The organism is Chryseobacterium sp. L12 (assembly GCF_056133985.1).
In genome coordinates, this window is sequence record NZ_JBVYOF010000006.1 from 20,433 (window position 1) to 43,278 (window position 22,846).

Sequence of the window (22,846 nt, forward strand, 5' to 3'; positions counted from 1 at the left end):
TTGGATTATGAATATTGAAAATATTAAACAACCATTTATAGAAATATTTCCTGGAGACTTTTCCGGAAATACCATGCAGAGAAACACTCCTAAAGTTTTGTTTTCTACTGTTGCAACAGTGGGTTTTGATCATCCGGAATTAATTGCTTTTAATGAAAGACTTTCTGAAGATATAGGATTGGGAACATTTCATGAAAAAGATCTTAATTTTTTAGCCGCCACCAATCTTCCAAACCATATTAAAACTTATTCTACTGCTTATGCCGGACATCAATTCGGTAATTGGGCAGGTCAATTGGGAGACGGACGTGCAATTTTTGCCGGTGAGATTACCAATTATGTTGGAAAGAAAACTGAAATACAATGGAAAGGAGCAGGAGCTACACCCTATTCCCGTCATGCCGACGGCAGAGCTGTGCTTCGTTCTTCAGTAAGGGAATATCTGATGAGTGAGGCGATGTTTCATTTACAGATTCCCACAACCAGAGCTTTAAGTTTATGTCTTACCGGTGAAAATGTTGTACGCGACATTATGTACAGCGGAAATCCTCAGGAAGAAAAAGGAGCAGTCGTTGTGAGAACTGCTGAAAGTTTTCTTCGTTTTGGTCATTTCGAACTGATTTCATCACAAAGAGAATATGATACATTAAAAAAATTAGCCGATTTCACCATTGAAAATTATTTTACTGATATAAAATCTGTCAATGGAGATAGATATAAAGAATTTTTCAATGAAGTTTGTAAAAGAACTGCAGATCTGATGGTAGAATGGTTAAGGGTTGGTTTTGTGCATGGAGTGATGAATACTGATAATATGTCGGTTCTGGGTTTAACTATAGATTACGGACCGTTTTCTATGATGGATGAATATGATCTGAATTTTACACCCAACACTACTGATCTTCCGGGAAGAAGATATGCTTTTGGAAAGCAGGGACAAATCTCGCAGTGGAATTTATGGCAGCTTGCCAATGCTTTATTTCCTTTAATTAACGATGAAAAATTTTTGGAAGAAGCGCTAAATAATTACGGAACTTATTTTTGGGAAAAGCATGACGAAATGCTTTGCCGGAAATTTGGCTTTGATAAACCAAGAAAAACAGACGAAGAATTTTTCACCAACTGGCAGGGATTGATGCATGAACTTCAGCTGGATTATACTTTGTTTTTTAATGAACTGGAAAAAAGCCGCAACGAGGAAGATGTTAATTTTTCGTCCGTTTCCTATAGCATTTTAGATGAAACGGCAATAAGCAAGCTTAATCACTTTATGAATGCATACCAGAAAAGACTGTTAGAAAACAATATATCAAGTAATGAATCTCTGGAATTAATGAAGAAAAGTAATCCAAAATTCATTCTCCGAAATTATCTCTTGTATGAATGTATTGAAGAAATTAACACCGGCAATGATGAAATGCTGAAAAAATTAGTTCAAGCTTTAGAAAAGCCTTATGAAGACATTTTTCCTGAATTTTCAGTAAAAAGACCTTCAGGTTATGATGATGTTTCCGGATGTTCAATGCTGTCATGCAGTTCATGATCTAAAATTACATTTCCCGCCTTACAGGTGGGTTTTTTGTTTTACTTTTGCAAAAAATTTACAAGTGTCTTTCAAATCCAAACTGGCTTCTTTTTTCAAAATTGTTTTTCCTTCTACGTGGTCGGAATTGTTGTTATTCCTTTTTTTTGTAAGTGCCTATGGTATCTTAGGAACTTATCTTGCACAGCATTACAGAATCGTTTTTGATGCAAGAATTCCGTGGGATGCTTATTTCAGTTTTGATAATAAGGCTATTGTAATGACGGGTGGAAGTTTTGAAAGACATCCGCTTTCTTACTATTTCTTTAATTGGATAAGAGAGCTTGCTTTTTTTATTTCTGATGGTAAAACAGGTAGTAATTTCAGACTCACTTTAGTTTGGCTGAGTAATTTCACCATAAGTTTAAGTTTAGTTCAGATTTTTAAATATTTGAAAAATATAATAGGACTTCCTTTATGGTTAAATGTCCTGATTGTAGTTTTCTTCAGTGTTTTCTCTACCAACATACTTTTATCTTTCACACCTGAAACTTATACCTATACCTTGTTCTTTTTGGTTTTATTTAACTATTATACTGCTGTAAAATTCAAAAAAGATAAAAAAATTGCTGGCTCTGCCATGGTTTTGGGCGGAGTTATTATTGGAGGCCTTACCATTACAAATATTGTAAAAGTTTTTGTTCCGGTTTTATTTGAAAAAGATGTGTTTAGAAGCTGGAAAAGATTTGGAAATGCAGTATTTAGAGTTTCGAGTACAATTATCATTTTTGCTTTGCTTTATCTTTACAGAATTGATTTTAAGTATCAGAATATTCTTTCAAAATCCGGTGAGCAGTATGAGAAATTTTCCAATGTAAAGTCTGTTCCTGTTTGGGATATGATCATTTCTTATTTTTTTGGCGGAAATATATTATTTCCCGGATTTTTTATTCGTGAAAAACATAATATGAAAGGGTTTTATTATCAGGCTCTCTTTATGGATGTTTACACTTCTGTTTTCCCGTATATTTTTGTAGGATTATTGTTGGGTTTTATGATTTGGAGCTACTTTAAAAATTTCAGAAATAAGCTTGTTCAGATTCTCATGCTTTCTTTGCTGGTGGATGTTTTTATTCATTGCGTATTCCGTTTCGGACTGCACACTTCTTACATTTATGGCGGACACTTTGTTTTTATTTTTCCTTTAATGTTGGGGTGGCTGTTTTTCAGTTATCGGCAATCACCAAAAATAGTTTCGTTCTTAACGGTGACTTTAGGTGTATTTCTGGTTTTTCTGATACAAAATAATTTCTTCAGAATGCTTGAGTTTTTTGACTTCATCAATCATTTTTACAAATAAAAAAACCGGAAAACTACTTCCGGTTTAATGATTTTTTTAAGTGAAAATTATTTTGCTTCTGCACAGAAAACCCTGTATTGTATTGCAACAGCAGACTTGAAGTATTCTTTAATTTTTGCAAGATCTCCGGCTGCACTTTGCTTGGTAAAATAGCTTCCCGCAAGAATTTTATAATTAGGTCTCAAAGAGGCATCAGTTTCAACCTTTATTCCTGGAAATCTTTTTCTGAAATAAGTTTTGATTTCATTCGCTTCATCATTACTTTTTACAGTTGTTATCTGGATTTTGTAACCTAAAATTCTCGGATTTCTTCTGCATATTTCAGCATTGGTAAGTTCGCGGCTGGGAACATATATTTTGGAAGGTTTTGATGGTACATCATCTTCGGAATTTGCTTTTGAAGCATTAGAAGTTGCGCATTTGTTTTCCAGAGAAGACAAAGCATCATTTACTTTAGCGTCCATCGTTATTACAAGTTCTGTTCCGGCTAAGGTGTCTTTCTTTACAACCTGTTGTGCATCAACAGTATAAAAACTTACAAAAGATATAACAGCAATTATTTTGATTAAATTTTTCATTTAAAGTTGTTTCAGCAAATTTAGGATAATTATAAAAACCCCGCAAACTTGGCTATTTAGAATAGTTATAAATTAAACAGAAATGACATTTTACCTTTTGTTAAGGTCGTTAAATTCTTCTTAAAAATATTATTTTTGCGGAATTGATTACATACTCAATATTTACTAACATAAGATAATTTAAATGATTAGTTGGAGAAAGCATTATAAAAAAGGGCTGATTGCGATAGGATTATTGCTATCAACAAGTGCTTCAATTTACGGGCAGGCCGGCGATCCTAAAAACGGCGAAAAACTTTTCAAAGCAAATTGTACGGCGTGTCACGCATTAGACAAACAGGTTGTAGGGCCTGCGTTGAAAGGTGTGGTTGCAAGACTTGAAACCGAACAGGGACTTGGGAAAGACTGGCTTTATAAGTGGATTAAAGACAATAAAGCTTTAAGGGCTTCTGGTGACAAGTATGCTAATGAGGTTTATGAAAAGTACAACAAAACTGAAATGCAGCAGTTTCCTAATCTTTCTGAAAAGGATATTGATGATATTTTAGAGTACACAACTAATCCTCCGGCTCCGGAACCGGAAAAAGCACCCGAGACTGCTGCAGCTGGTGCTGATGCGGCTCAGGCTCCTGCTAATAACACAACTTCAAGCATTGTGATTATTTCACTTTTGGCAATTGCAGGTTTGTTAGTTTGGATCTTAATTAAGTTAAGACAATTGGTGAAATTGGGACAGTCAGAAGATTTGGCAGGTCTTGATGAAACAAGAGTAAAATCATTCAGAGAAATTTACGAAAAGTACCACTACATCGGAAAAGGAGCTTTAGCGATATTAGCGATACTGGCTGCTTACGGAGTTTGGAACTGGATCATGTGGATTGGTGTTTATAAAGGGTATAAACCTGAACAGCCAATTTATTTCTCTCACAAAATTCACGTTGGTGAAAATAAGATCGACTGTCAGCTTTGTCACTCAAGTGCAAAATATGGTAAAGTTTCAGAAATTCCTTCTATGAATGTTTGTATGAACTGTCACAGAACTATCTCTGAGTACAACGGTAAATATATTGAGCCAGGAAAAGATAAGGCATTCTATGATGGTGAAATCAGAAAGATTTACGAAGCAACCGGATGGGATCCTGAAAAACAGCAGTATACAGGAAAAACTACCCCTGTAGAATGGACGAGAATTCACAATATGCCGGATTTCGTTTACTTCAATCACGCACAGCACGTTGTTGCAGGTGAGCAGGCAATCATCAACTCATTCAATAAGAAAAATCCGGATAACAAAATCGACGTAGTTTGTAAAGCTTGTCACGGTAAGATTGATACTATGAATGTTGTACAGATGGCAAATGACTTTACGATGGGATGGTGTATCGAATGTCACAGAACGACAGAGATTGATATGAACAACGGTTATAATAAAGAATACTTCAAAAATCTACACGAAAAGCTTAAAAAGCAATATCCTAAAGATGGCGGTAAGATTACGGTAGATGCGATTGGAGGTCTTGAATGTGGTAAATGTCATTATTAATAACTAAAAAATTAGAAGTATAAATGGCTTCAAATAAAATACAATTTAGAAGTATTCACGAACTTAAAGATCCGGCTTTAAACAATAAGCTGGCTCAGAAAGAGTTCCAAGAAGAAATTCCGGTAGAAGATTTCTTAGAAGGTGCTCAGAAAAACGAATCAGGTACATCAAGAAGAGATTTCTTGAAACTATTGGGATTCTCTACAGCAGCAGTTACTTTGGCTGCCTGCGAAGCACCGGTAATCAAAACGATTCCTTATGTGGTAAAGCCGCATGAAATCATTCCGGGTATTCCTAATTATTACGCTTCAACATATTTTGACGGTTTCGATTTTGCAAGTGTTTTAGTAAAAACACGTGAAGGAAGACCTATCAAGATTGAACCTAATCCGGTTGCAGGAGATTTAGGTAAAACCAATGCAAGAGCTCAGGCGAGTGTACTTTCTCTTTATGATAATGATAAAGTAAAGCAGCCAAAGCTTGACGGTAAAGATGAAACTTTTGATAAAGTTGATGATTTCGTTATCAAAGGTTTAAATGAAGCTCAGTCTGCAGGTAAAAAAATTGTGCTATTATCACATTCTTTTGCTTCACCAACATTTAAAAAATTATTTGCTGAATTTAAAGCAAAATATCCTACCGCTGAACTCGTAACTTACGATACTCTTCCTTATTCTGCAGGTTTAGATGCCGCTCAGGAAGTTTTTGGAATGAGAGCTTTGCCGGTTTATGACCTTAGAGGAACTGAATTAGTGGTTTCTTTCCAAGCAGATTTCTTAGGAGATTACAATGCTTCGAGCTTAGAAACTTCTTATGCAGCAGCAAGAACTCCCGGTGCTAATATGTTGAGACACATTCAGGTTGAATCTAATATGTCTCTTACAGGAGCAAATGCCGACGAAAGAATAAGACTGAAGCCAAGCGATGTAAACAAAACATTGGTAGAAGTTTATAATGCAGTTGTTGGTGGAAGTTCTTCAGATAAAGTAGCTACAGGAATTGCAAAAGAACTTCAGGCTAAAGGAAATAAAGCTGTTGTTTTTGCTGATGGTTCTAAAGCTGCACAGGTTTTAGCTCATTTAATCAACCAAAAATTAGGATCAGTAGCTTTCACAGGTAAAGCAAACTTCCTTAAGGAATTTGATAAGGCAAGATTCCAGGAGTTTTTAGGTTGGATGAATGCAGGACAGGTTGGAGTTTTGATTTCTAACAACGTAGATCCTGTATATTCTCACAATAAAGGTCAGGATTTCAAAAAAGCTTTAGAAAAAGTACCTTACGTAATTGCGGTTACGGATAAGAAAAACAATATGTATAAAGCAGCAAAAGCTGTCATTCCGGTTGCTAACTGGCTTGAATCATGGGGAGATATAGAACCTCAGACCGGTGTTTATACATTAATGCAGCCTACCATTCAGAAAATTTACAAGTCAAGACAGATCGAGGAGTCTTTATTGGTTTGGAAAAATGGTAAGAATAACGCTTCTAATAACTATTACGATTATTTAAAAGCTAATTCTGCATCTGTTTTAGGCGGAGTTTCATTCAATAAAGCGCTTTACAATGGTTTTGTGACTTCCGCTAACGCGACAATGCTGTCTTATGCAGGCGGAAATCCAAATCAGGCTATTGCTGAATTAGGAAACTTCAAAGCTTCTAAATTAGAATTAGTGCTTTATACTAAGACCGCAATGGGAGACGGAACTCAGGCAAACAACCCTTGGTTGCAGGAATTGCCGGATCCATTGACTAGAATGTCTTGGGATAATTATTTAACGATTTCTCCAAAAGATGCTGAAGAGCTCGGTATAGAAAATGATCTTAATGCAAGAATGCAGTTAGATGGTTCTATAGTAAACCTTACAGTAAACGGAGTTAAAATTGAAAACGTACCGGTATTTATCCAACCTGGACAAGCTGATGGATCTGTGGGTCTTGCATTAGGATATGGTAAAAAAGATTCTGGTGCTACAGCTGATACGGGAGTGAATGCATATCCTTTATTTGACGGTTCAAACTTAGTGGTTTCTAATGTTTCTATTGAAAAAACAGGAGAAGAACACGAGTTTGCCGGTATTCAGCTTCAAAATACATTAATGGGACGTTATGATATTGCTAAAGAAGTTCCTTTGGCTGAATTTATTAACGTACCTTTCGACGACGAACATCATGGCTGGAACAAGCCATTGGAATATCATACCATTAGTGGTGCTCTTCCTGCAGGTAAAATCGACCTTTGGGATGCATTTGATGATACAGACGGGCCTCACTTCAATTTATCAATTGACCTGAACTCTTGTACTGGTTGTGGAGCATGTATTATTGCTTGTCAGGCAGAAAACAATGTTCCGGTTGTAGGTAAAGAAGAGATGAGAATGTCTAGAGATATGTATTGGTTGAGAATTGACCGTTACTATTCATCTAAACAGAAAGTTGGAGTTTATGATGGGCTGAAAGAAGGAATGGCAGTTCCTGAATTATATGGAAGTGATGTTTTAGGAATTGAAGGAGCTTTAGAAAACCCGGCAGAAAACCCGGATGTTATCTTCCAGCCTGTAATGTGTCAGCATTGTAATCATGCTCCTTGTGAAACTGTTTGTCCGGTTGCTGCGACATCTCACGGTAAGCAGGGACAAAACCACATGGCTTATAACAGATGTATTGGTACAAGATATTGTGCTAACAACTGTCCTTATAAAGTAAGACGTTTTAACTGGTTTACATACAACCTGAATGACAAGTTCGATTTCAATATGAATAATGATCTTGGAAGAATGGTTCTTAACCCGGATGTTGTTGTAAGAACAAGAGGGGTTATGGAGAAATGTTCTATGTGTATCCAGATGACTCAAAATACTATTCTTGAAGCGAAGAAGGAAGGCAGAAGAGTGGCAGAAGGAGAGTTCCAGACTGCTTGTTCAAAAGCTTGTTCTACAGGTTCTATCAAGTTTGGAGATATGAATGATAAAGAATCTGAAGTTAGAAAATTATATTCTGGCAACAGAAGATATTATTTACTTGAAGAGATCGGAACCAAGCCAAACGTGTTCTATCACACTAAAGTAAGAAACAGAGTAGAAAAATAAAGTTTAAATAATAAATAGGTAAAAAATGTCAGGACATTACGAAGCTCCGATAAGGGAACCTCTGATTATTGGTCACAAAACTTATCACGATATCACAGAAGATATTGCACGACCTATCGAAGAAAGAGCAGGTAAATTATGGTGGATTTCACTATATGCAGCCTTAGTTCTGTTCATCTACGGATTTGGCTGTATCGCTTATACTATCGGAACAGGTATTGGAGCATGGGGGCTTAACAGAACTATTAACTGGGGTTGGGATATTACCAACTTCGTATGGTGGGTAGGTATTGGTCACGCCGGTACACTGATCTCAGCAGTATTATTATTATTTAGACAAAGATGGAGAATGTCCGTAAACCGTTCTGCGGAAGCGATGACAATCTTCGCTGTTGTGCAGGCTGCAATCTTCCCGGTAATTCACATGGGTAGAGTTTGGGTAGGATATTGGGTTTTCCCTTTACCAAACCAGTTTGGTTCTCTTTGGGGGAACTTCAACTCACCTCTACTTTGGGACGTATTTGCAATCTCTACTTACTTCTCAGTATCTACAGTATTCTGGTTTATGGGATTGATTCCTGACTTTGCAATGATCAGAGACAGAGCCAAAACTCCTTGGACTAAGAAGATTTATACATTCCTTGCATTTGGTTGGGGTGGTAAAGCAAAACACTGGCAAAGATTTGAAGAACTATCTTTGGTTCTTGCAGGTTTGGCAACGCCGCTTGTATTCTCGGTACACACTACGGTATCATTTGACTTCGCAACTTCGGTTATCAAAGGATGGCATTCTACAATTTATCCTCCTTATTTCGTTGCAGGTGCGATTTTCTCGGGATTCGCAATGGTACAAACACTATTGTTAGTAGCAAGAAAGGTGTGCCACCTTGAAGATTACATCACAATGTATCATATCGAAATTATGAACATCGTAATCATATTGACAGGTGGAATGGTAACTGTAGCTTATGCAACTGAATATTTTATCGGCTGGTATTCCGGATCAAGATATGAAGACTTTACTTATCTTTCTCCTGGTGCTGCAGTTGGACCTTACTGGTGGGCTTTCTGGTCATTAATCATCTGTAACTTGGTAGTTCCGGCTTCATTCTGGTTCAAAAGAGCAAGAACGAATATTATCTGGACTTTCATCGTAGCTTTGATTATTAACATCGGTATGTGGTTTGAGCGTTTCGACATTATTGTAATCAACCTTTCAAGAGATTACTTGCCAGGATCTTGGACGATGTTTAAACCAACAATTATTGATGTTGGAGTATATTTAGGAACAATCGGATTCTTCTCTGTGTTATTCTTATTATATGCAAGAACATTCCCTGTAATTGCACAGGCGGAATTGAAATCAATTTTGAAAATCTCAGGTGAAACTTATAAAGCAAAAGAAGGAGATGAGCACCACTAAAATTGTATACGGACTTTATGCTGACGACGATGATTTAATGAACGGCGTTAAAGCATTCAACGATAAAGGAATCGCAATCAACGAAGTTTATACTCCGTTTCCGGTTCACGGGCTAGACAAAGCTTTAGGTTTAAAGAAAACCAGAATTTCTGATGCTGCTTTCATCTATGCATTATATGGTGTAAGTATTGGTGCAACAGTTACCTGGTATGTCATGAATCATGACTGGCCTCAGAACATTGGTGGTAAACCTGCATTTGACTGGGCTCACAATATGCCTGCTTTTGTAGTGCCTATGTTTGAATTAATGGTTTTCTGTGCTGCCCACATGATGTCTTTAACTTTCTTGGTTAGAAACAAAATGTATCCAGGTGCACCGGCTCAGAATCCGGATCCGAGAACTACTGATGATAAATTCCTGATGGAGTTTATTACGAATGATGTTGATTCGGTAAAGCAACTTTTGATTGATACAGGAGTAGAAGAAATAACCGTTAAAGATGCTTAAAATGAAGAGAAATATTTTAAAAATTACAGCGGTTTTAGGTTTAACTACAGTTTTACTTAATTCTTGCGGACCAAAAGAAAACGCACCTCTTGTTTATTTTCCGGATATGTATTTTCCTGTAGCTTACGACCCTTTGATGAAAGCTCAGGATGCATACTCAGATCATGAAAATGAGATTCCTGCATTTGTAAAAAATAATGGTGCAACAGGACTTTCTCCGGTAGAAGGTTCGGTAGCTCAAAATAAAGACGGTATTTTTGCTGAAGACAAGCTTCCGAGAAATCCGGATCAATATAACGCAGGTTATGATGCTTCCAAAGGAGTTAATTCATCACCCTTAAATCCTGCTAATGCAGCAAAGGATTTAGAGAGAGGTAAAATACTTTTTGAGCGTACTTGTTCTGCATGTCACGGTGTCGCCGGCGATGGACAAGGACCGATCGTACAAAGCGGAGCTTATTCTGGTGTGCCGAATTATGCAGACAGAGAACTGACTGTAGGATCTGTACACTATGTTTTAACAAATGGTAGAAATGCAATGGGATCTTATGCAGGACAACTTAGTCCTGGAGACAGATGGAGAGTGGCTATGTATGTAATGAATGCTTTCAAAGGTGCATCTGCGACTCCGGCTGCAGCTCCTGCAACTGCTGATGCAGCAAAAACCGAAACTACCGAAACTAAAAAATAAGAAAAGAAATGTATAGTTTTTCACCAAAATTAAAATCAGCTTCTATAATACTTCTAGTTGTAGGTTTAGTTCTTTTTGCTGTTGGTTTCTTTATGAATAAAGGAATTACTACAGAGAAAATTGAGCATATGATGGAAGCAGTACATGCTTCAGGACATGATGCGCCTACACACTCAAGCCAAATGGTAGGTCCGCAGGATCATGAGTCACATTTGAAACATGCAGAGATGCAGATTCATAATCAACCTTTGGCAGCAATTCATTTTGTAGCGGTATTTTTCTTCGGAGTGAGCTGTTGTGTATTGTTTTTCTACTGTATTCAGCATGCTGCACACGCAGGATGGCCAATCATTATTACAAGAGTAATGGAAGCTATTGCTTCTTACATTCCATGGGGTGGTATTATTTTGATCATTATCATGATCCTTAATATTACACACAACGGGCATCTTTTCCATTGGATGGATCCTGAGTTGACAAGAGAAGGATCTCCTGAATTTGATGTTATTCTTTTTGAAAAGAAGAGATTCTTAAATATACCTTTCTATGCTATAAGAACTGTTATTTATGTAGCTGGAGCTTCATTCTTCGCATGGAAACTAAAAGCAATGTCTAAAAAAGTAGACGAAACAAAGTCCAGAGTAGATTACCAATATCTTTACAGATGGGCGGTAGGATATATCGCATTCTTCGGATTTGCTTCTGCAGCTTGGGCATGGGACTGGTTGATGTCTATTGACCCTCACTGGTATTCTACAATGTATATTTGGTATTCAATGGTGAGTTGCCTTTCAAGTGGAATTGCTGTAATTATTTTACTAAGCGTTTTCTTGAAGAAAAATGGTTTCCTGCCACAGTTTAACGATAATCACTTGCACGATTTAGGAGTGTTCCTTTTTGCTACAAGTATGCTTTGGACATATACATGGTTCGCGCAGTTTATGTTATATTGGTACGCAAACGTACCTGAAGAAGTAAATTATTTCTTCGGAAGATTTGAACACTATTCTACAACATTCCTTCCAATGCTCATTGTAAACTTCCTTTTACCATTATTGGTATTAGTAAGCAGCAGCATCAAGAGAAATTATAAAGTTGTTACGATAATGGCAGTTGTTGTAATCTGTGGTCACATTTTAGATTACTTCAACATGGTAATGCCGGGAACAGTTGGTCCTTACTGGAAGACTCCTGAAGTTTTACTTCTTGTTGCAGGTGCTATTTTATTTGTAGCTGGATTGTTTATGTTCACAGTGCTTTCAGCATTGGCTAAACTAAAACTTATTCCTACAGGTAACCCTTATTTACATGAATCTGAGATTTACGAGTATCCTTTTTAGGAATTGTAACACATAAATATTTAAAGACTGATTTCAATAATCAGTCTTTTTTGTTTTAGAAATGTTTAATGCAGGCAACCTTTTCAGTTTCTTCTTGTCTTATAAGTGACAGCTATAGACAAATTACTGATTATATAATTATATTAATAACACATACTAGCTCTTATGAAAACTTCAAAAATCCTATCAGTTCTATTTATTTTAATTTTAAACTTATTTAATTCTCAAAGTATTACATTCATTTCAGAAAAAACCAATTTACCAATTCCCAAAGTATCAGTTTTCGGAAAAGACGGGAGTATTCTGGCAATATCTGATATTGATGGAAAGATTGAAAAATCTGTATTGGTTAAAGAGCAGGAACAGTTCCAGCTTATTTATGATAATATTATTCTCGCAAGGTTGTCTTACAGTGATTTTGATAAAGAGATTATCAAACTTGATGATAAAATTAAAGATATTGAACCGGTTGTTATCAAAAATAGTAAACCGGCAAAGTACATCAAAATACGTGGAAATTTTAATACATATGTGACGATAAATACAAAGCTAAACTGTTATGCAGATGGGGTTATTACGTATGTTTTTGATAATAAAACTAAGAAATTAAAGAGTACAAACGTTGAACAATACCGCGTTTTCAGGCTCGAAGATGCCAAAAATGAAAAAAAAGAAACGGCTTCGTGGGATTACAATAGTTTTTTGGATCTTCCAAAACTGAAAGATGTAGGCAATATTGCAGAATTTAAATCTAAAAGGGCTACAATTAAAGAACTTAAAGGTCTTAATAAAGATGAAATTGAAATCACGGGTGAGGCTTTGCAGGAAAAAGAATTAGCATTATTCGGATATCGTTTTTTTGATGTTAAAGGAATTATTAACCATTCTTACGAAAAAGATTCAGAAAAAACATTGAGAGACTTTTTAGAGTCTAATGAAATCAGCTTTATCAAATTAAAGCATAAAAGCGAGCCTAATTATAACCAAGTTATTGTTTACAGGAATTTTTATTCTGTTGAAATTGACTTTACGGACGACAATGATGTAAAGCAGAAAGTAAAATTCAATAAAAATAGCAGCGATTATCACACAAATTATTGGAAAGATTCTTCATTCCCGAATATGCAGACAGTTTTCAGCTCTTTTTTTAAGGATAAGTTAAAAGAGCAACAAAATAAGAAATAAAAATATTTATTAGTAAAGGTTTTATTAAATTTGCCATAAACCATACTAAAATGAAAAAGTTTTCTTTGATGCTCATCTTCAGTTTGTTGCTTTTTACATCATGTAAAAAGGATAGCGTAGATGCTACAACTACTCAGTCTTTTCAATCGAGTATTAATGATATGGCATCTAGCCTTACAACGATAAAGCAGATTAAATTCAATGAAGCATTATATATTCTCAAAACTTTCGGTGTCGAAGCTGAAGGGGATGTTGCAGAATTAAAAGCACTTGGACAATTGATTAACGGAAAAAAAGTACCGGAAATTTTGGCTATGGCTGATAAAGTAGCTCAGGAAAACGGAATAGAATGGGCAAGTACGGCACCGCCATCTTTGGGTGAAATGAACATTTTTGGTGACGAATTGGCAAAAGAAAGCGATCCGAACGATGTAAAAGCAAGCTCACTAAATATTCTTACGCAGTTCTCAGGAGATAATGGCAATGGTCCTACCGCAATCCAGATCATTCCGAGATTGGTTGACAATGCAGGAAATCCTGTTGCGTTTACCGGAGCTGGTTTAGAAGCCACGTTAGAAGTTTTCAGCAACGGAGTAAGAATTTCTACAGCCAAAAACCTGATGCAGGACAATAATTTTAAAGGTTTCAACCTTAAGTTTTCTTCCTTACTGGCATCTAAAATTACGGATAACAAAATTGATGTTACTGTATCAGTTAAAACAACAGCTAAAACTTTTAAGATGTCTAAAATCGGTTTAGATGTTAATCCGACGGCATTGAAAGTTCCGGAAGCTCCTAAAGTAGATTCTACTGTAGTTGAACAAGATCCTGCTGCAGTGATAGATCCTAATAATCCTGCTGGTACCGTTACGCCGGGTACAGATCCTGTTGCACCTGCACAGCCGAAACAACCCGCTGCAGATCCTAAAAATACGGTGAGCAAATTTTTAAATAATGTAAGTTCACAAAATTTAAAAGCTGCTTTTGATGCATCTAGCAATCCAAGCTGGGGAAGCTACGAATCATTTGCAAATCCTACTTCGGGATTCGGAGCTATAAAAAGTGTTAGCGTTAAGAATATTACAACGAACGGCTCAACGGCAAATTCATCAAGTGTAAGCGCAACTTATGATGTAATGGATAAAAACGGTAGAACAACGTCTCTGAAAGCTACTTTTGGTCTTAAAAACGTAAACGGAGAATGGAAAATATCCAGCTATAAAATAAATCCTTAAAAGTATGGCATCTGAGCAGCTCATTAAGAGACTTGAAGCAACAATAGAAAATATACCCGATTTTCCAATTCCCGGAATTCAGTTTAAAGATATTTCACCTATATTTTTAGATCCAAAATTGTATGAAGATGTAATAGCGGATCTTGTAAAATTCAGCAGAGGCAAAGTAGATGCAGTGTGCGGAATAGAAAGCCGTGGTTATCTGTTCGGGATTGCTGTTGCTGTTGCTTTGGATGTGCCTTTTGTTTTGATCAGAAAAAAAGGTAAACTTCCACCTCCGGTTATTTCTGAAAAATATGATCTTGAATACGGCAGTGCAGAAATAGAAACCAGAGAAGGTCAGATAAAAAAAGGACAAAAAGTTTTAATTCACGATGATCTTTTAGCAACAGGCGGTACAACAGAGGCTGCCGCAAAACTTGTCCAAAAGCAAGGCGCAGATGTAGTACAGTTCAGTTTTTTAATTGGCTTAAAAGATCTTAATGGTGAAGAAAAACTCCGAAAGTTTAGCGCTGATATTTACAGTATTCTGCAATATTGATCAGTCCGTATTAATATAAATCTGAGAAAGAAAAATATTATAAGAAATATTATCATTTATGATTGTTTCAAAAGATTTTCAATTATTTCAAGACATTTATTAATAATACAAATAAACATTTTGTAAATCATTCAGAAACAATTAAATTTGCAGTTCAATTTTTAAGAATTTATGGCAAAATTGGGAAAAAATGCTCAGGAAGAGCTGGAAGGAAAAGAAACAGTAGAGTTTTTTAAAGATCTTGACAGAGAAGCTTTAAATACAGAAAAATTCCTGGAGAAATATCAGAAACCACTAAGTGCCGTTTTTATTGGTTTGGTGGTTGGCGTTTTAGGTTATTTTGGGTACCAGCAATTTATAGTAGCTCCGAAAAATGCAGAAGCAGTAAAAACTTACCTTGCGGCGCAGAAAAATCTTACGGAAGGTAAAGATAAAGAGGCTTTAGGAGGTAAATCTGCCGCTAATCCTGGTTTTATGGGAACCTATAAAGAATATTCTTCAACGGATGTTGGTAAATTGGCGGCTTACAATGCTGGTCTTATCAAATTCAAAGAAGGGAAATTCCAGGAAGCCTATGATCTGTTGGATAAATTTTCTTCAGACAACAAGACATTGATGGCTATGAAGTATGCCGCAATGGCAGATGCCAAATCCGGTCTTAATAAAAATGATGAAGCATTGTCTTTATTGGATAAAGCGGCTTCAGCAGCAGAAGATCCTTATACTTCATATTTTTTTACTAGAAAAGCTGGTATTTTAGCTTTAGGAATGAAAAAAAATGCAGAAGCTAAAAAATATTTTACTACAATTGACGAAAAATATCAGGATTATGACAACGGGATGTCTGATTCTTATATTGAAATGGCTAAATACTTAAACTAAAATATGGCAACAGTTAATCTTTCAGATTACAAGCCACTTCATATATCCAATGCCGAAGATTTTTCTATCGGCATTGTTTTTTCTGAGTGGAATGACTTTGTAACCTACAATCTTCGTGATGCAGCTTTGGAAATCCTTGAAAAAGAAGGGGTAAAAGCAGAAAATATAAAACAGTTTTCTGTTCCCGGAGCTTTTGAACTAAGCTATGCAAGCATGCAGCTTTGTAAAGAACGGAAATTTGATGCGGTAATTGCCATTGGCTGCGTAATCCGCGGAGAAACCCCGCATTTTGATTTCGTTTGTTCTGCAGTTGCCCAGGGAATTAAAGACTGTAATATTATGACCGATACACCAACTGTTTTTTGTGTACTGACCGATGACACCAAAGAACAGTCTATCGCAAGGAGCGGAGGCGATTTAGGTAACAAAGGGGTAGAAGCTGCCGTTACTGCCTTACAAATGATAGATTTCAAAAAGAATCTTTCTGGTGCAAAAGGAAACATTGGATTTGGAAATTCGTAATTCTAAGATAATAATATTGAAAAGCAAAGTCTACTTCGATTTTGCTTTTTGTGTTTATTTATAAGAAAAAATGTGACACCGTATAAATTATCAAACCGACCAATCCGCCCACTAAAGTTCCGTTTACACGAATGAATTGCAGGTCTTTACCAACCTCTAATTCAAGCTTTTCGCTTAATTCTTTACCTTGCCAGTTTCCGACTGTTGAACTGATGAGGTTCCCGGCTTGATGGGTGTTTCTCAGAATATATTTGTAAGCAGTTACTCTTACCCAATTGTCAATTTTATTCTGAAGATTTTCATCAGTTTTAAGATTTTGAGAAAACTCATTTAGATTTTTTGTAATATATTTTTTAAGCGAAGAAGTTTCTTCCTGCAATTCTGTACTCAGTGTTTTTTTAATTGAATTCCAGATGTCGTCTGAATATTCTTTTAATTTGTCATCTTTCAGGAAATCTTTTTTAATGGTTTTAAATTCGTCATTCCATTTCGGATCTTCCTTTAATTCATTAGAAAAATCATAAATCTTTTTTGTAATTAAAGATCTGATTTCATGATTGGTATCCTCTTCTACTTCACGGAAGAAATCTGAAAGTCCGCTTGCAATTTTTTGGGCAATTTTGTTATCTATAAAAGAGGGAATAAAAGAATAACTTCCTTTTTTTACTCTTTCCTGAATCATTCCGTCGTTTTCAATAAGATATTCTTTAATCTGTTTGGAAAGATTGGTCACGATTTTCTGGTGATCATTTTTGTCTAAAAGATAAATAATTCCGTTTCCTAAAATTTGGTTAAGCTGAATATTATCAGTCATTTCCGAAACCTTTTTACTGATAAACGCACTCACTTCAGAATCATCCAGTTTATTAAGAATATCCAAAATGATGTCAGAAATATTTTTAATTAAAGCTTCCTGATTTCTTTCTTTTGAAAGCCATTCTCCCACAAAATTTGAAATTTTTATTTTCTGAATATAAGGACGGATGGTTTCCGGCGAGAGAAAATTAGAAACCACAAAATTTCCAAGATTATCACCCAATTTCTGTTTGCTGTTTTCAATCAGGTTTGTATGCGGAATCGGCAGACCAAGAGGGCGGCGAAAAAGTGCGGTTACGGCAAACCAATCTGCTAAAGCTCCTACCATTGCAGCCTCAGAAAATGCTCTTACATAGCCTATCCAATGAGAATCATGTGTTTTCTGAAGTATTGTGGTGACTACAAAAATTACTGCCATCAAAACGAAAAGTCCGGTGGCAAAAGCTTTATATTTATTGAGCTGTTTTCTTTTACTATTATCATTCATATCATCAAGTGTAATAAATTGGTGATAAGTTCGTTTAATATAATGTTATCGCAAAATCAATCTTAAATAATTTCAAAAAACATTCCATAAATAGATTTTAACTTAATTTTTAACAATAAATTTCATTATAAAGCGGAAGAATTTACGTTAAAATCTCTTAAATTGAGTTAAACTGCTGTTTCAATAACGCACTGACAATTATGTTTTTATAATTTTGCATGACCTAATTAAATTTAACATAATATTTAAATGAAAGGATTTTATAGCTTATTAGGAATGGTTTATCTTATAACAACTTCTTTTTATCTTTCTCCAGAGAAAAATGTTACAGAAAATAAAAAAATCATCGCCGAAAGAACAGTAAAAACAACTCCGGAAAATGTATCTAACGAAAAAACCGGCAATCTAAGTTCATCTGAAGAACTTTACAATTCCATCTTATTTGACAATGAAAATAAACTGAATTTTGATGTTTTTGCAAAAGCAATTTTAGGATTTAACAATCTTAAAAAAGCAGGAAAACTGAATGAAGATGCTCATCTGCTGACCGTTTGTGATTTCTCTATGTCTTCCAACAAAAAAAGACTTTGGGTAATTGATATGAACGAAAGAAAAGTAGTTTTCAATTCTTTAGTAGCACACGGAAAGAACACCGGTGAGGAATTTGCGGAAAAATTTTCAAATACTGAGAGTTCGTACCAAAGCAGTTTGGGCTTTTATATTACCGATACCACTTATGAGGGTGGAAACGGCTATTCACTAAGACTTTTGGGAATGGATAAAGGTTTTAATGATGCAGCTTTACAAAGAGCCGTAGTGATGCACGGTGCTGATTACGTAAGTGAAGAATTTGCTGCCGCTCATAAAAGAATCGGAAGAAGCTGGGGTTGTCCCGCTGTTCCGAGAGCTTTGGCAGAACCCATGATTAATACCATCAAAGGGAAAAATGTACTCTTCATTTACTATCCTGATGAAAATTACCTCTCATCTTCCGAGTGGTTAAAATCATAAAAAATTAAGGCAGTCTAAATAGGCTGCTTTTTTTGGCACTAAAAAAACAATTGTTTATCACTATTTTTGTAGTGATATTTTTTTTATTTAGATTTGCCAATCAATTTAAATCTCCGTCTTGTGTAACAAAAAAGTTTTAATGATAACTAATTATTCAACCTTTTAGGGTTTAAAAGATTTCAGATAAGAAATTTTACCACAATAATTTAAACTATAAAAAAGTAAAATCTTATCAATAGCAATGATTTTAAAAGCAAATTAATAAATCAGCGACTGCATAAGATTAATAAAAACAATAAATATCTACATATATGAAAATAAAAATCTCCCTTTTACTGATGTTTTTTTTCTCTCTCATCACGTTTGCACAGAAAACTGTTACGGGAAAAATTACAGATGAAGACGGCGTAGCCATTCCAAGCGCAAGTGTAACGATTGAAGAGCCGGGAAAAGATGCCATTTTAGCTTATGGAATTACCAATTCTAAAGGTGAATATAAAGTAACATTTACCTCATCTGAGTCTAATGTAGATCTTAAGGTAAAAGCATTTAATCAAAGAACTCTTACCCAACAAATCAGCAACAGCAATCAGAATCTCAGCTTTAAGCTTCAGCCGGAGGCTACAGAGATAAAAGAAGTACAGCTGAAAACCAAGATGATTACAGCCCGTGGAGACACCATTGCATACGATCTTAAAGCATTCGACAGTAAAAATGACCGAACGCTTGCTGATGTAATGAAAAAAATCCCGGGAATTGAAGTGAAAACTGACGGAACGGTTCTTTATCAAGGCAATCCTATCAACAAATTTTATGTAGAAGGAAAAGACCTGATGGAAGGCGGCTACGGAACTATTAATAACTCGCTTCCAAAAGATGCGGTTGCAAAAGTTGAGGTTCTGGAAAATCATCAGCCTGTGAAAATGCTGCAGGGAAAAATTCCTTCTGATGCAGCCGCCCTTAATATTAAACTCAAAAAAAATGTCACCATGACCGGAAGAGGCGAAGTCGGAAGTGGTTTTGGTGATCCATGGTTGTGGAATGTAAAACTTACCCCGATGTTTTTCAGTAAAAAACAGCAGTGGGTTCTCAATTACAAAACCAACAACATGGGAGAACAGGTAGAAAACGAAGGTAACATTATTGGTTTCGGAAGTTCATGGGAAGGAAGAAGAAGCAACATAGGACAAAATAACTGGCTTAGTGTAGAAAATGCAAGTGTTCCTAATCTTCCGGTACGAAGATATTTATTCAATAATGTTCATTATTTATCCGCCAATTACCTTACTAATATTGATAAAAAGCAGGAATGGGAACTGAAAACCAATGCCAATTATACTAATAATGCGGTGGAAAGAGAATCGACGACGTATGTTACCGATTTCCAGCAAAATACACAATATGGATACAGCTTTTTAAACAATTTTTATACAGATAAACTAAAAGGGGAATTGATTTTTACGAAAAACGCAAAAAAAGGTTTCTTTAAAAATGTTACTACTTTCTCGCAATTCTGGAATGGGGAAAGAGCTGACGCAAACAGATGGGATGCTTTGAGCAACAGATTCGGAAATCAGTCTGTACAATCTCCAACTTCTTCATTTCAAAACTCATTAAGTACGATTATTCCATGGAAGGAAAAAATGGTTAATTTAAAATCATACATCAGCTATCAGGATGATAATCAGACTTTACAGATAACACCAGCCAATTACCTACAGATTCCGTTTATTCAAAATAATGCATTTACAACAATACCTTTTGCCCCCGGAAGTATTGCCTTACAAAATTACCGAATGAAAACTTTAGACACATCGCATTCGGCAAATATCAGCTTTACTACGAAAGGATGGACTTTTACTCCACAGATTGGTGTTGATTTTTCTACGGACAATCTTACAACAAACTTTGACGGCGTTACAACAGGAGTTGTAGGAGCGCCAGATTTCAACAGCCCATTATATGACAATGCTTTGAAATTCACAGAAGTTACACCAACTGCCTCAGTAGGAATCAACTATAAATCTGATGCATGGAGTTTATTTTCTAATATTCCTGTAAATTTCAACAGCATCAAAGCTGAAGATCCGGCAAGAAATGTTTACAAAACCTTAAACAGAACAACTTTTACTCCTAATATTTTTGCTCAGTACACTTTCGCTTCTTTTTTTAAGGCAAGTGTTAACGGAAACATCAGCAATAATTTCGGAGATATTCAGACTGCCTATGCAGGATATATTTTAACAAGTCCCGGAGGTTTTAATGTAATGAATGCTAATAATCCAATCCCGCAAACCACTACAAAGAGTTTGGGAGGAAGATTAGAATACAGAAATCCGCTTAATAATTTATTTTTTAATACAGGATACAGATTGAGTGATTCTAAAAATAATTTACTTGCATCAAGCAGAGTAAATGAGTCAGGATTTAGTGTAATCGAATATATTGAGAGAGAAAACAATAGACAAACGAATACTTTATACGCGGAAATTGGAAAATACTTTCCAAAATTTAAGACTAATCTATCGGTAACATTCAACGAGACTGAAACAACTTCACAACAGCTGAGAAACAACGACTTTATTGACAACAAAAATACAGGAAATACACTTGGTTTCAAATTCAACAACACATATTTCTCCTGGATGAGTATTGATTTTAATCTTTCGAAGAGCTGGACAAAACAAACTAACGGAATTCAGGACAACAAAACCGAAGGCTACAATCACAACCTGAATGTATTCTTTTATCCTTTGGAAAATCACACAATCGGTTTTTACTGGGATCAGATCAACTCAACGTTTGTGGATACACAATACCAAAATGCATTTTATGACTTGTCTTATCAGTTTAGCTGGGCAAGTAAAAAAATAGATTTTGAACTAAAATGGATGAATATTGCCAACCGAAAAGTTTTTGAAAGAATTGATCTCAACTTAGCTACAGTAGCACAAACAACCATGTTGCTCCGTCCAAGCCAGGTAATGTTTACCGTTAAATTCAACTTCAAATAAAACAGAAAGCCAATCAGGAAGATTGGCTTTTTTAATGTTCATTCAAAAAATAATTTAAAAAAAGTGTAACATTTTTTATATAACCCCAACTAATTAATTAAAATAAACATTCAAATCTCTATAAAATAGATTGATGATTTAATAAGCACAGATGAATAACTATAATTATCTATATTCTTAAATAAATACCTATTATGAAAAATATACTATCATTCTTATTTATTGCTGTTTTTGCCATTGCAAATGCGCAGGAAACCGCAAATAGATTTTTTTATGAATTGACTTATGTACCAAATAAGGATTCTTTGGAAAAGAAAAACAAAGAAATGATGATCCTGGATATTACAAAAGATAAATCTATTTACCGCGATTATCTTGCTGTTTCTCAAGATTCAATCTTAAAAGTTGAAGTAGAGGCTATGCAAAAGGCTGGGGTTTTTAAAGATTTATCAAAAACATTGAAACAGCCGAAATTTTCTCATGTAATTACTAAGACATATCCGTCAATGGACGTTTCTTATGCAGATTATATATTGCAGGACAAAGTGAGCTATAAAGATGGAAGCTCATTAGTCTGGAATATTTCCAATGAAAAAGCTAAAATCGGCACTTATGACACTCAGAAAGCCACTACAACTTTTGGAGGCAGAAAGTGGACTGCATGGTTTACAACAGAAGTGCCTTTTCAGGATGGACCTTACAAATTTAAAGGTTTACCCGGCTTAATTGTAAAGGTGGAAGATGATGCTAAAAATTATTCTTGGGAATTGAAGGGCAATAAAAAAATCGCTGATTACAATCCTGAAAGTTATTCAGAAAAATTAATGAAGCAATTCGGACAAGGGAGAAACAACTTAGAAGTAAATAGAGAAAAATTTGAGCAAATGTATGCTGCTTATAAAAAAGATCCTTTTGGAAGCATTAGATCCCAATTATCACAAATCCCGGCAGATGCAAAAATGCCTGATGGAACATCAATGTCTCAAATGATGAAAGATGCTGAAGAAAGAATGAAAAAATATTTAAGCGAAAATAACAACTCTATTGAGATTCTTGAGGCAACAGCAAAAAAGAAAAAATAGCATTCATATTTAACTAAACT

Annotated in this window: 18 protein-coding genes; 16 read left to right on the forward strand and 2 right to left on the reverse strand. The window is 35.3% G+C overall.

The features are described 5' to 3' along the window. Positions 1-7 precede the first annotated feature (7 nt). Positions 8-1,543: a protein adenylyltransferase SelO family protein gene (locus AC0NBN_RS04515; RefSeq protein ID WP_160812111.1), complete on the forward strand. Its 1,536-nt coding sequence runs from the start codon at positions 8-10 to the stop codon at positions 1,541-1,543. Positions 1,544-1,607: 64 nt separating this feature from the next. Then, entirely contained in the window at positions 1,608-2,882 is a 1,275-nt protein-coding gene (locus AC0NBN_RS04520; RefSeq protein ID WP_160812112.1) for a DUF6080 domain-containing protein, read from the forward strand. A gap of 47 nt (positions 2,883-2,929) precedes the next feature. On the opposite strand, the gene AC0NBN_RS04525 is transcribed toward AC0NBN_RS04520, so the two are convergent. Then, positions 2,930-3,460: an SPOR domain-containing protein gene (locus AC0NBN_RS04525; RefSeq protein ID WP_160812113.1), complete on the reverse strand. Its 531-nt coding sequence runs from the start codon at positions 3,458-3,460 to the stop codon at positions 2,930-2,932. 184 nt (positions 3,461-3,644) lie between these two features. Between AC0NBN_RS04525 and AC0NBN_RS04530 the strand changes: the two genes are divergently transcribed. The 11 genes from AC0NBN_RS04530 to ribH all read left to right on the forward strand — a co-directional run bounded on the left by AC0NBN_RS04530 (position 3,645) and on the right by ribH (position 16,416). After that, positions 3,645-5,003, forward strand: a complete 1,359-nt coding sequence (locus tag AC0NBN_RS04530; RefSeq protein ID WP_143882886.1) for a c-type cytochrome — start codon at positions 3,645-3,647, stop codon at positions 5,001-5,003. 23 nt (positions 5,004-5,026) lie between these two features. Further along, entirely contained in the window at positions 5,027-8,089 is a 3,063-nt protein-coding gene (locus AC0NBN_RS04535) for a TAT-variant-translocated molybdopterin oxidoreductase (RefSeq protein ID WP_160812114.1), read from the forward strand. A gap of 25 nt (positions 8,090-8,114) precedes the next feature. Further along, entirely contained in the window at positions 8,115-9,512 is a 1,398-nt protein-coding gene (nrfD, locus tag AC0NBN_RS04540; RefSeq protein ID WP_089744605.1) for an NrfD/PsrC family molybdoenzyme membrane anchor subunit, read from the forward strand. Next, complete coding sequence (locus AC0NBN_RS04545; protein ID WP_143882884.1) at positions 9,499-10,020, forward strand: DUF3341 domain-containing protein; 522 nt, start codon at positions 9,499-9,501, stop codon at positions 10,018-10,020. The genes nrfD and AC0NBN_RS04545 overlap by 14 nt, the downstream gene beginning before the upstream one ends. Continuing rightward, positions 10,013-10,711 (forward strand): c-type cytochrome, encoded by a 699-nt coding sequence (locus tag AC0NBN_RS04550; RefSeq protein WP_160812115.1) that lies wholly within the window; start codon positions 10,013-10,015, stop codon positions 10,709-10,711. The genes AC0NBN_RS04545 and AC0NBN_RS04550 overlap by 8 nt, the downstream gene beginning before the upstream one ends. Positions 10,712-10,719: 8 nt before the next feature. Then, positions 10,720-12,051, forward strand: coding sequence for a quinol:cytochrome C oxidoreductase (locus AC0NBN_RS04555; protein ID WP_143882882.1), 1,332 nt, complete (start codon positions 10,720-10,722; stop codon positions 12,049-12,051). A 165-nt stretch (positions 12,052-12,216) separates the two neighbouring features. Next, positions 12,217-13,236, forward strand: a complete 1,020-nt coding sequence (locus AC0NBN_RS04560; RefSeq protein WP_160812116.1) for a hypothetical protein — start codon at positions 12,217-12,219, stop codon at positions 13,234-13,236. Positions 13,237-13,286: 50 nt separating this feature from the next. Next, positions 13,287-14,471, forward strand: a complete 1,185-nt coding sequence (locus AC0NBN_RS04565; protein ID WP_160812117.1) for a nuclear transport factor 2 family protein — start codon at positions 13,287-13,289, stop codon at positions 14,469-14,471. Positions 14,472-14,475: 4 nt separating this feature from the next. Further along, on the forward strand, positions 14,476-15,012 hold the full coding sequence (locus AC0NBN_RS04570) for an adenine phosphoribosyltransferase (RefSeq protein WP_160812118.1): 537 nt from the start codon (positions 14,476-14,478) through the stop codon (positions 15,010-15,012). Between the two features lie 171 nt (positions 15,013-15,183). Further along, positions 15,184-15,894, forward strand: coding sequence for a YfgM family protein (locus tag AC0NBN_RS04575; RefSeq protein WP_143882878.1), 711 nt, complete (start codon positions 15,184-15,186; stop codon positions 15,892-15,894). Positions 15,895-15,897: 3 nt separating this feature from the next. Then, entirely contained in the window at positions 15,898-16,416 is a 519-nt protein-coding gene (gene ribH, locus AC0NBN_RS04580; protein ID WP_160812119.1) for a 6,7-dimethyl-8-ribityllumazine synthase, read from the forward strand. A gap of 58 nt (positions 16,417-16,474) precedes the next feature. On the opposite strand, the gene AC0NBN_RS04585 is transcribed toward ribH, so the two are convergent. After that, positions 16,475-17,719, reverse strand: coding sequence for a DUF445 domain-containing protein (locus AC0NBN_RS04585; protein ID WP_160812120.1), 1,245 nt, complete (start codon positions 17,717-17,719; stop codon positions 16,475-16,477). A gap of 249 nt (positions 17,720-17,968) precedes the next feature. Between AC0NBN_RS04585 and AC0NBN_RS04590 the strand changes: the two genes are divergently transcribed. From AC0NBN_RS04590 to AC0NBN_RS04600, 3 genes are all read left to right on the forward strand, one after another. Next, positions 17,969-18,730: a murein L,D-transpeptidase catalytic domain family protein gene (locus AC0NBN_RS04590; RefSeq protein WP_160812121.1), complete on the forward strand. Its 762-nt coding sequence runs from the start codon at positions 17,969-17,971 to the stop codon at positions 18,728-18,730. Between the two features lie 311 nt (positions 18,731-19,041). Beyond that, positions 19,042-21,744: a carboxypeptidase-like regulatory domain-containing protein gene (locus AC0NBN_RS04595; protein ID WP_160812122.1), complete on the forward strand. Its 2,703-nt coding sequence runs from the start codon at positions 19,042-19,044 to the stop codon at positions 21,742-21,744. Between the two features lie 194 nt (positions 21,745-21,938). Beyond that, positions 21,939-22,826, forward strand: coding sequence for a GLPGLI family protein (locus tag AC0NBN_RS04600; protein ID WP_143882861.1), 888 nt, complete (start codon positions 21,939-21,941; stop codon positions 22,824-22,826). Positions 22,827-22,846 lie beyond the last annotated feature (20 nt).

Bases quoted from the DNA above. Each gene is read 5' to 3' on its own strand.
- AC0NBN_RS04560 (WP_160812116.1), top strand. From the start codon at position 12,217: ATGAAAACTTCAAAAATCCTATCAGTTCTATTTATTTTAATTTTAAAC.
- AC0NBN_RS04565 (WP_160812117.1), top strand. From the start codon at position 13,287: ATGAAAAAGTTTTCTTTGATGCTCATCTTCAGTTTGTTGCTTTTTACA.
- AC0NBN_RS04535 (WP_160812114.1), top strand. From the start codon at position 5,027: ATGGCTTCAAATAAAATACAATTTAGAAGTATTCACGAACTTAAAGAT.
- AC0NBN_RS04515 (WP_160812111.1), top strand. From the start codon at position 8: ATGAATATTGAAAATATTAAACAACCATTTATAGAAATATTTCCTGGA.
- AC0NBN_RS04570 (WP_160812118.1), top strand. From the start codon at position 14,476: ATGGCATCTGAGCAGCTCATTAAGAGACTTGAAGCAACAATAGAAAAT.
- AC0NBN_RS04525 (WP_160812113.1), bottom strand. From the start codon at position 3,460: ATGAAAAATTTAATCAAAATAATTGCTGTTATATCTTTTGTAAGTTTT.
- AC0NBN_RS04545 (WP_143882884.1), top strand. From the start codon at position 9,499: ATGAGCACCACTAAAATTGTATACGGACTTTATGCTGACGACGATGAT.
- AC0NBN_RS04550 (WP_160812115.1), top strand. From the start codon at position 10,013: ATGCTTAAAATGAAGAGAAATATTTTAAAAATTACAGCGGTTTTAGGT.
- nrfD (WP_089744605.1), top strand. From the start codon at position 8,115: ATGTCAGGACATTACGAAGCTCCGATAAGGGAACCTCTGATTATTGGT.
- AC0NBN_RS04555 (WP_143882882.1), top strand. From the start codon at position 10,720: ATGTATAGTTTTTCACCAAAATTAAAATCAGCTTCTATAATACTTCTA.
- AC0NBN_RS04590 (WP_160812121.1), top strand. From the start codon at position 17,969: ATGAAAGGATTTTATAGCTTATTAGGAATGGTTTATCTTATAACAACT.
- AC0NBN_RS04595 (WP_160812122.1), top strand. From the start codon at position 19,042: ATGAAAATAAAAATCTCCCTTTTACTGATGTTTTTTTTCTCTCTCATC.
- AC0NBN_RS04575 (WP_143882878.1), top strand. From the start codon at position 15,184: ATGGCAAAATTGGGAAAAAATGCTCAGGAAGAGCTGGAAGGAAAAGAA.
- AC0NBN_RS04585 (WP_160812120.1), bottom strand. From the start codon at position 17,719: ATGAATGATAATAGTAAAAGAAAACAGCTCAATAAATATAAAGCTTTT.
- AC0NBN_RS04600 (WP_143882861.1), top strand. From the start codon at position 21,939: ATGAAAAATATACTATCATTCTTATTTATTGCTGTTTTTGCCATTGCA.
- AC0NBN_RS04530 (WP_143882886.1), top strand. From the start codon at position 3,645: ATGATTAGTTGGAGAAAGCATTATAAAAAAGGGCTGATTGCGATAGGA.
- ribH (WP_160812119.1), top strand. From the start codon at position 15,898: ATGGCAACAGTTAATCTTTCAGATTACAAGCCACTTCATATATCCAAT.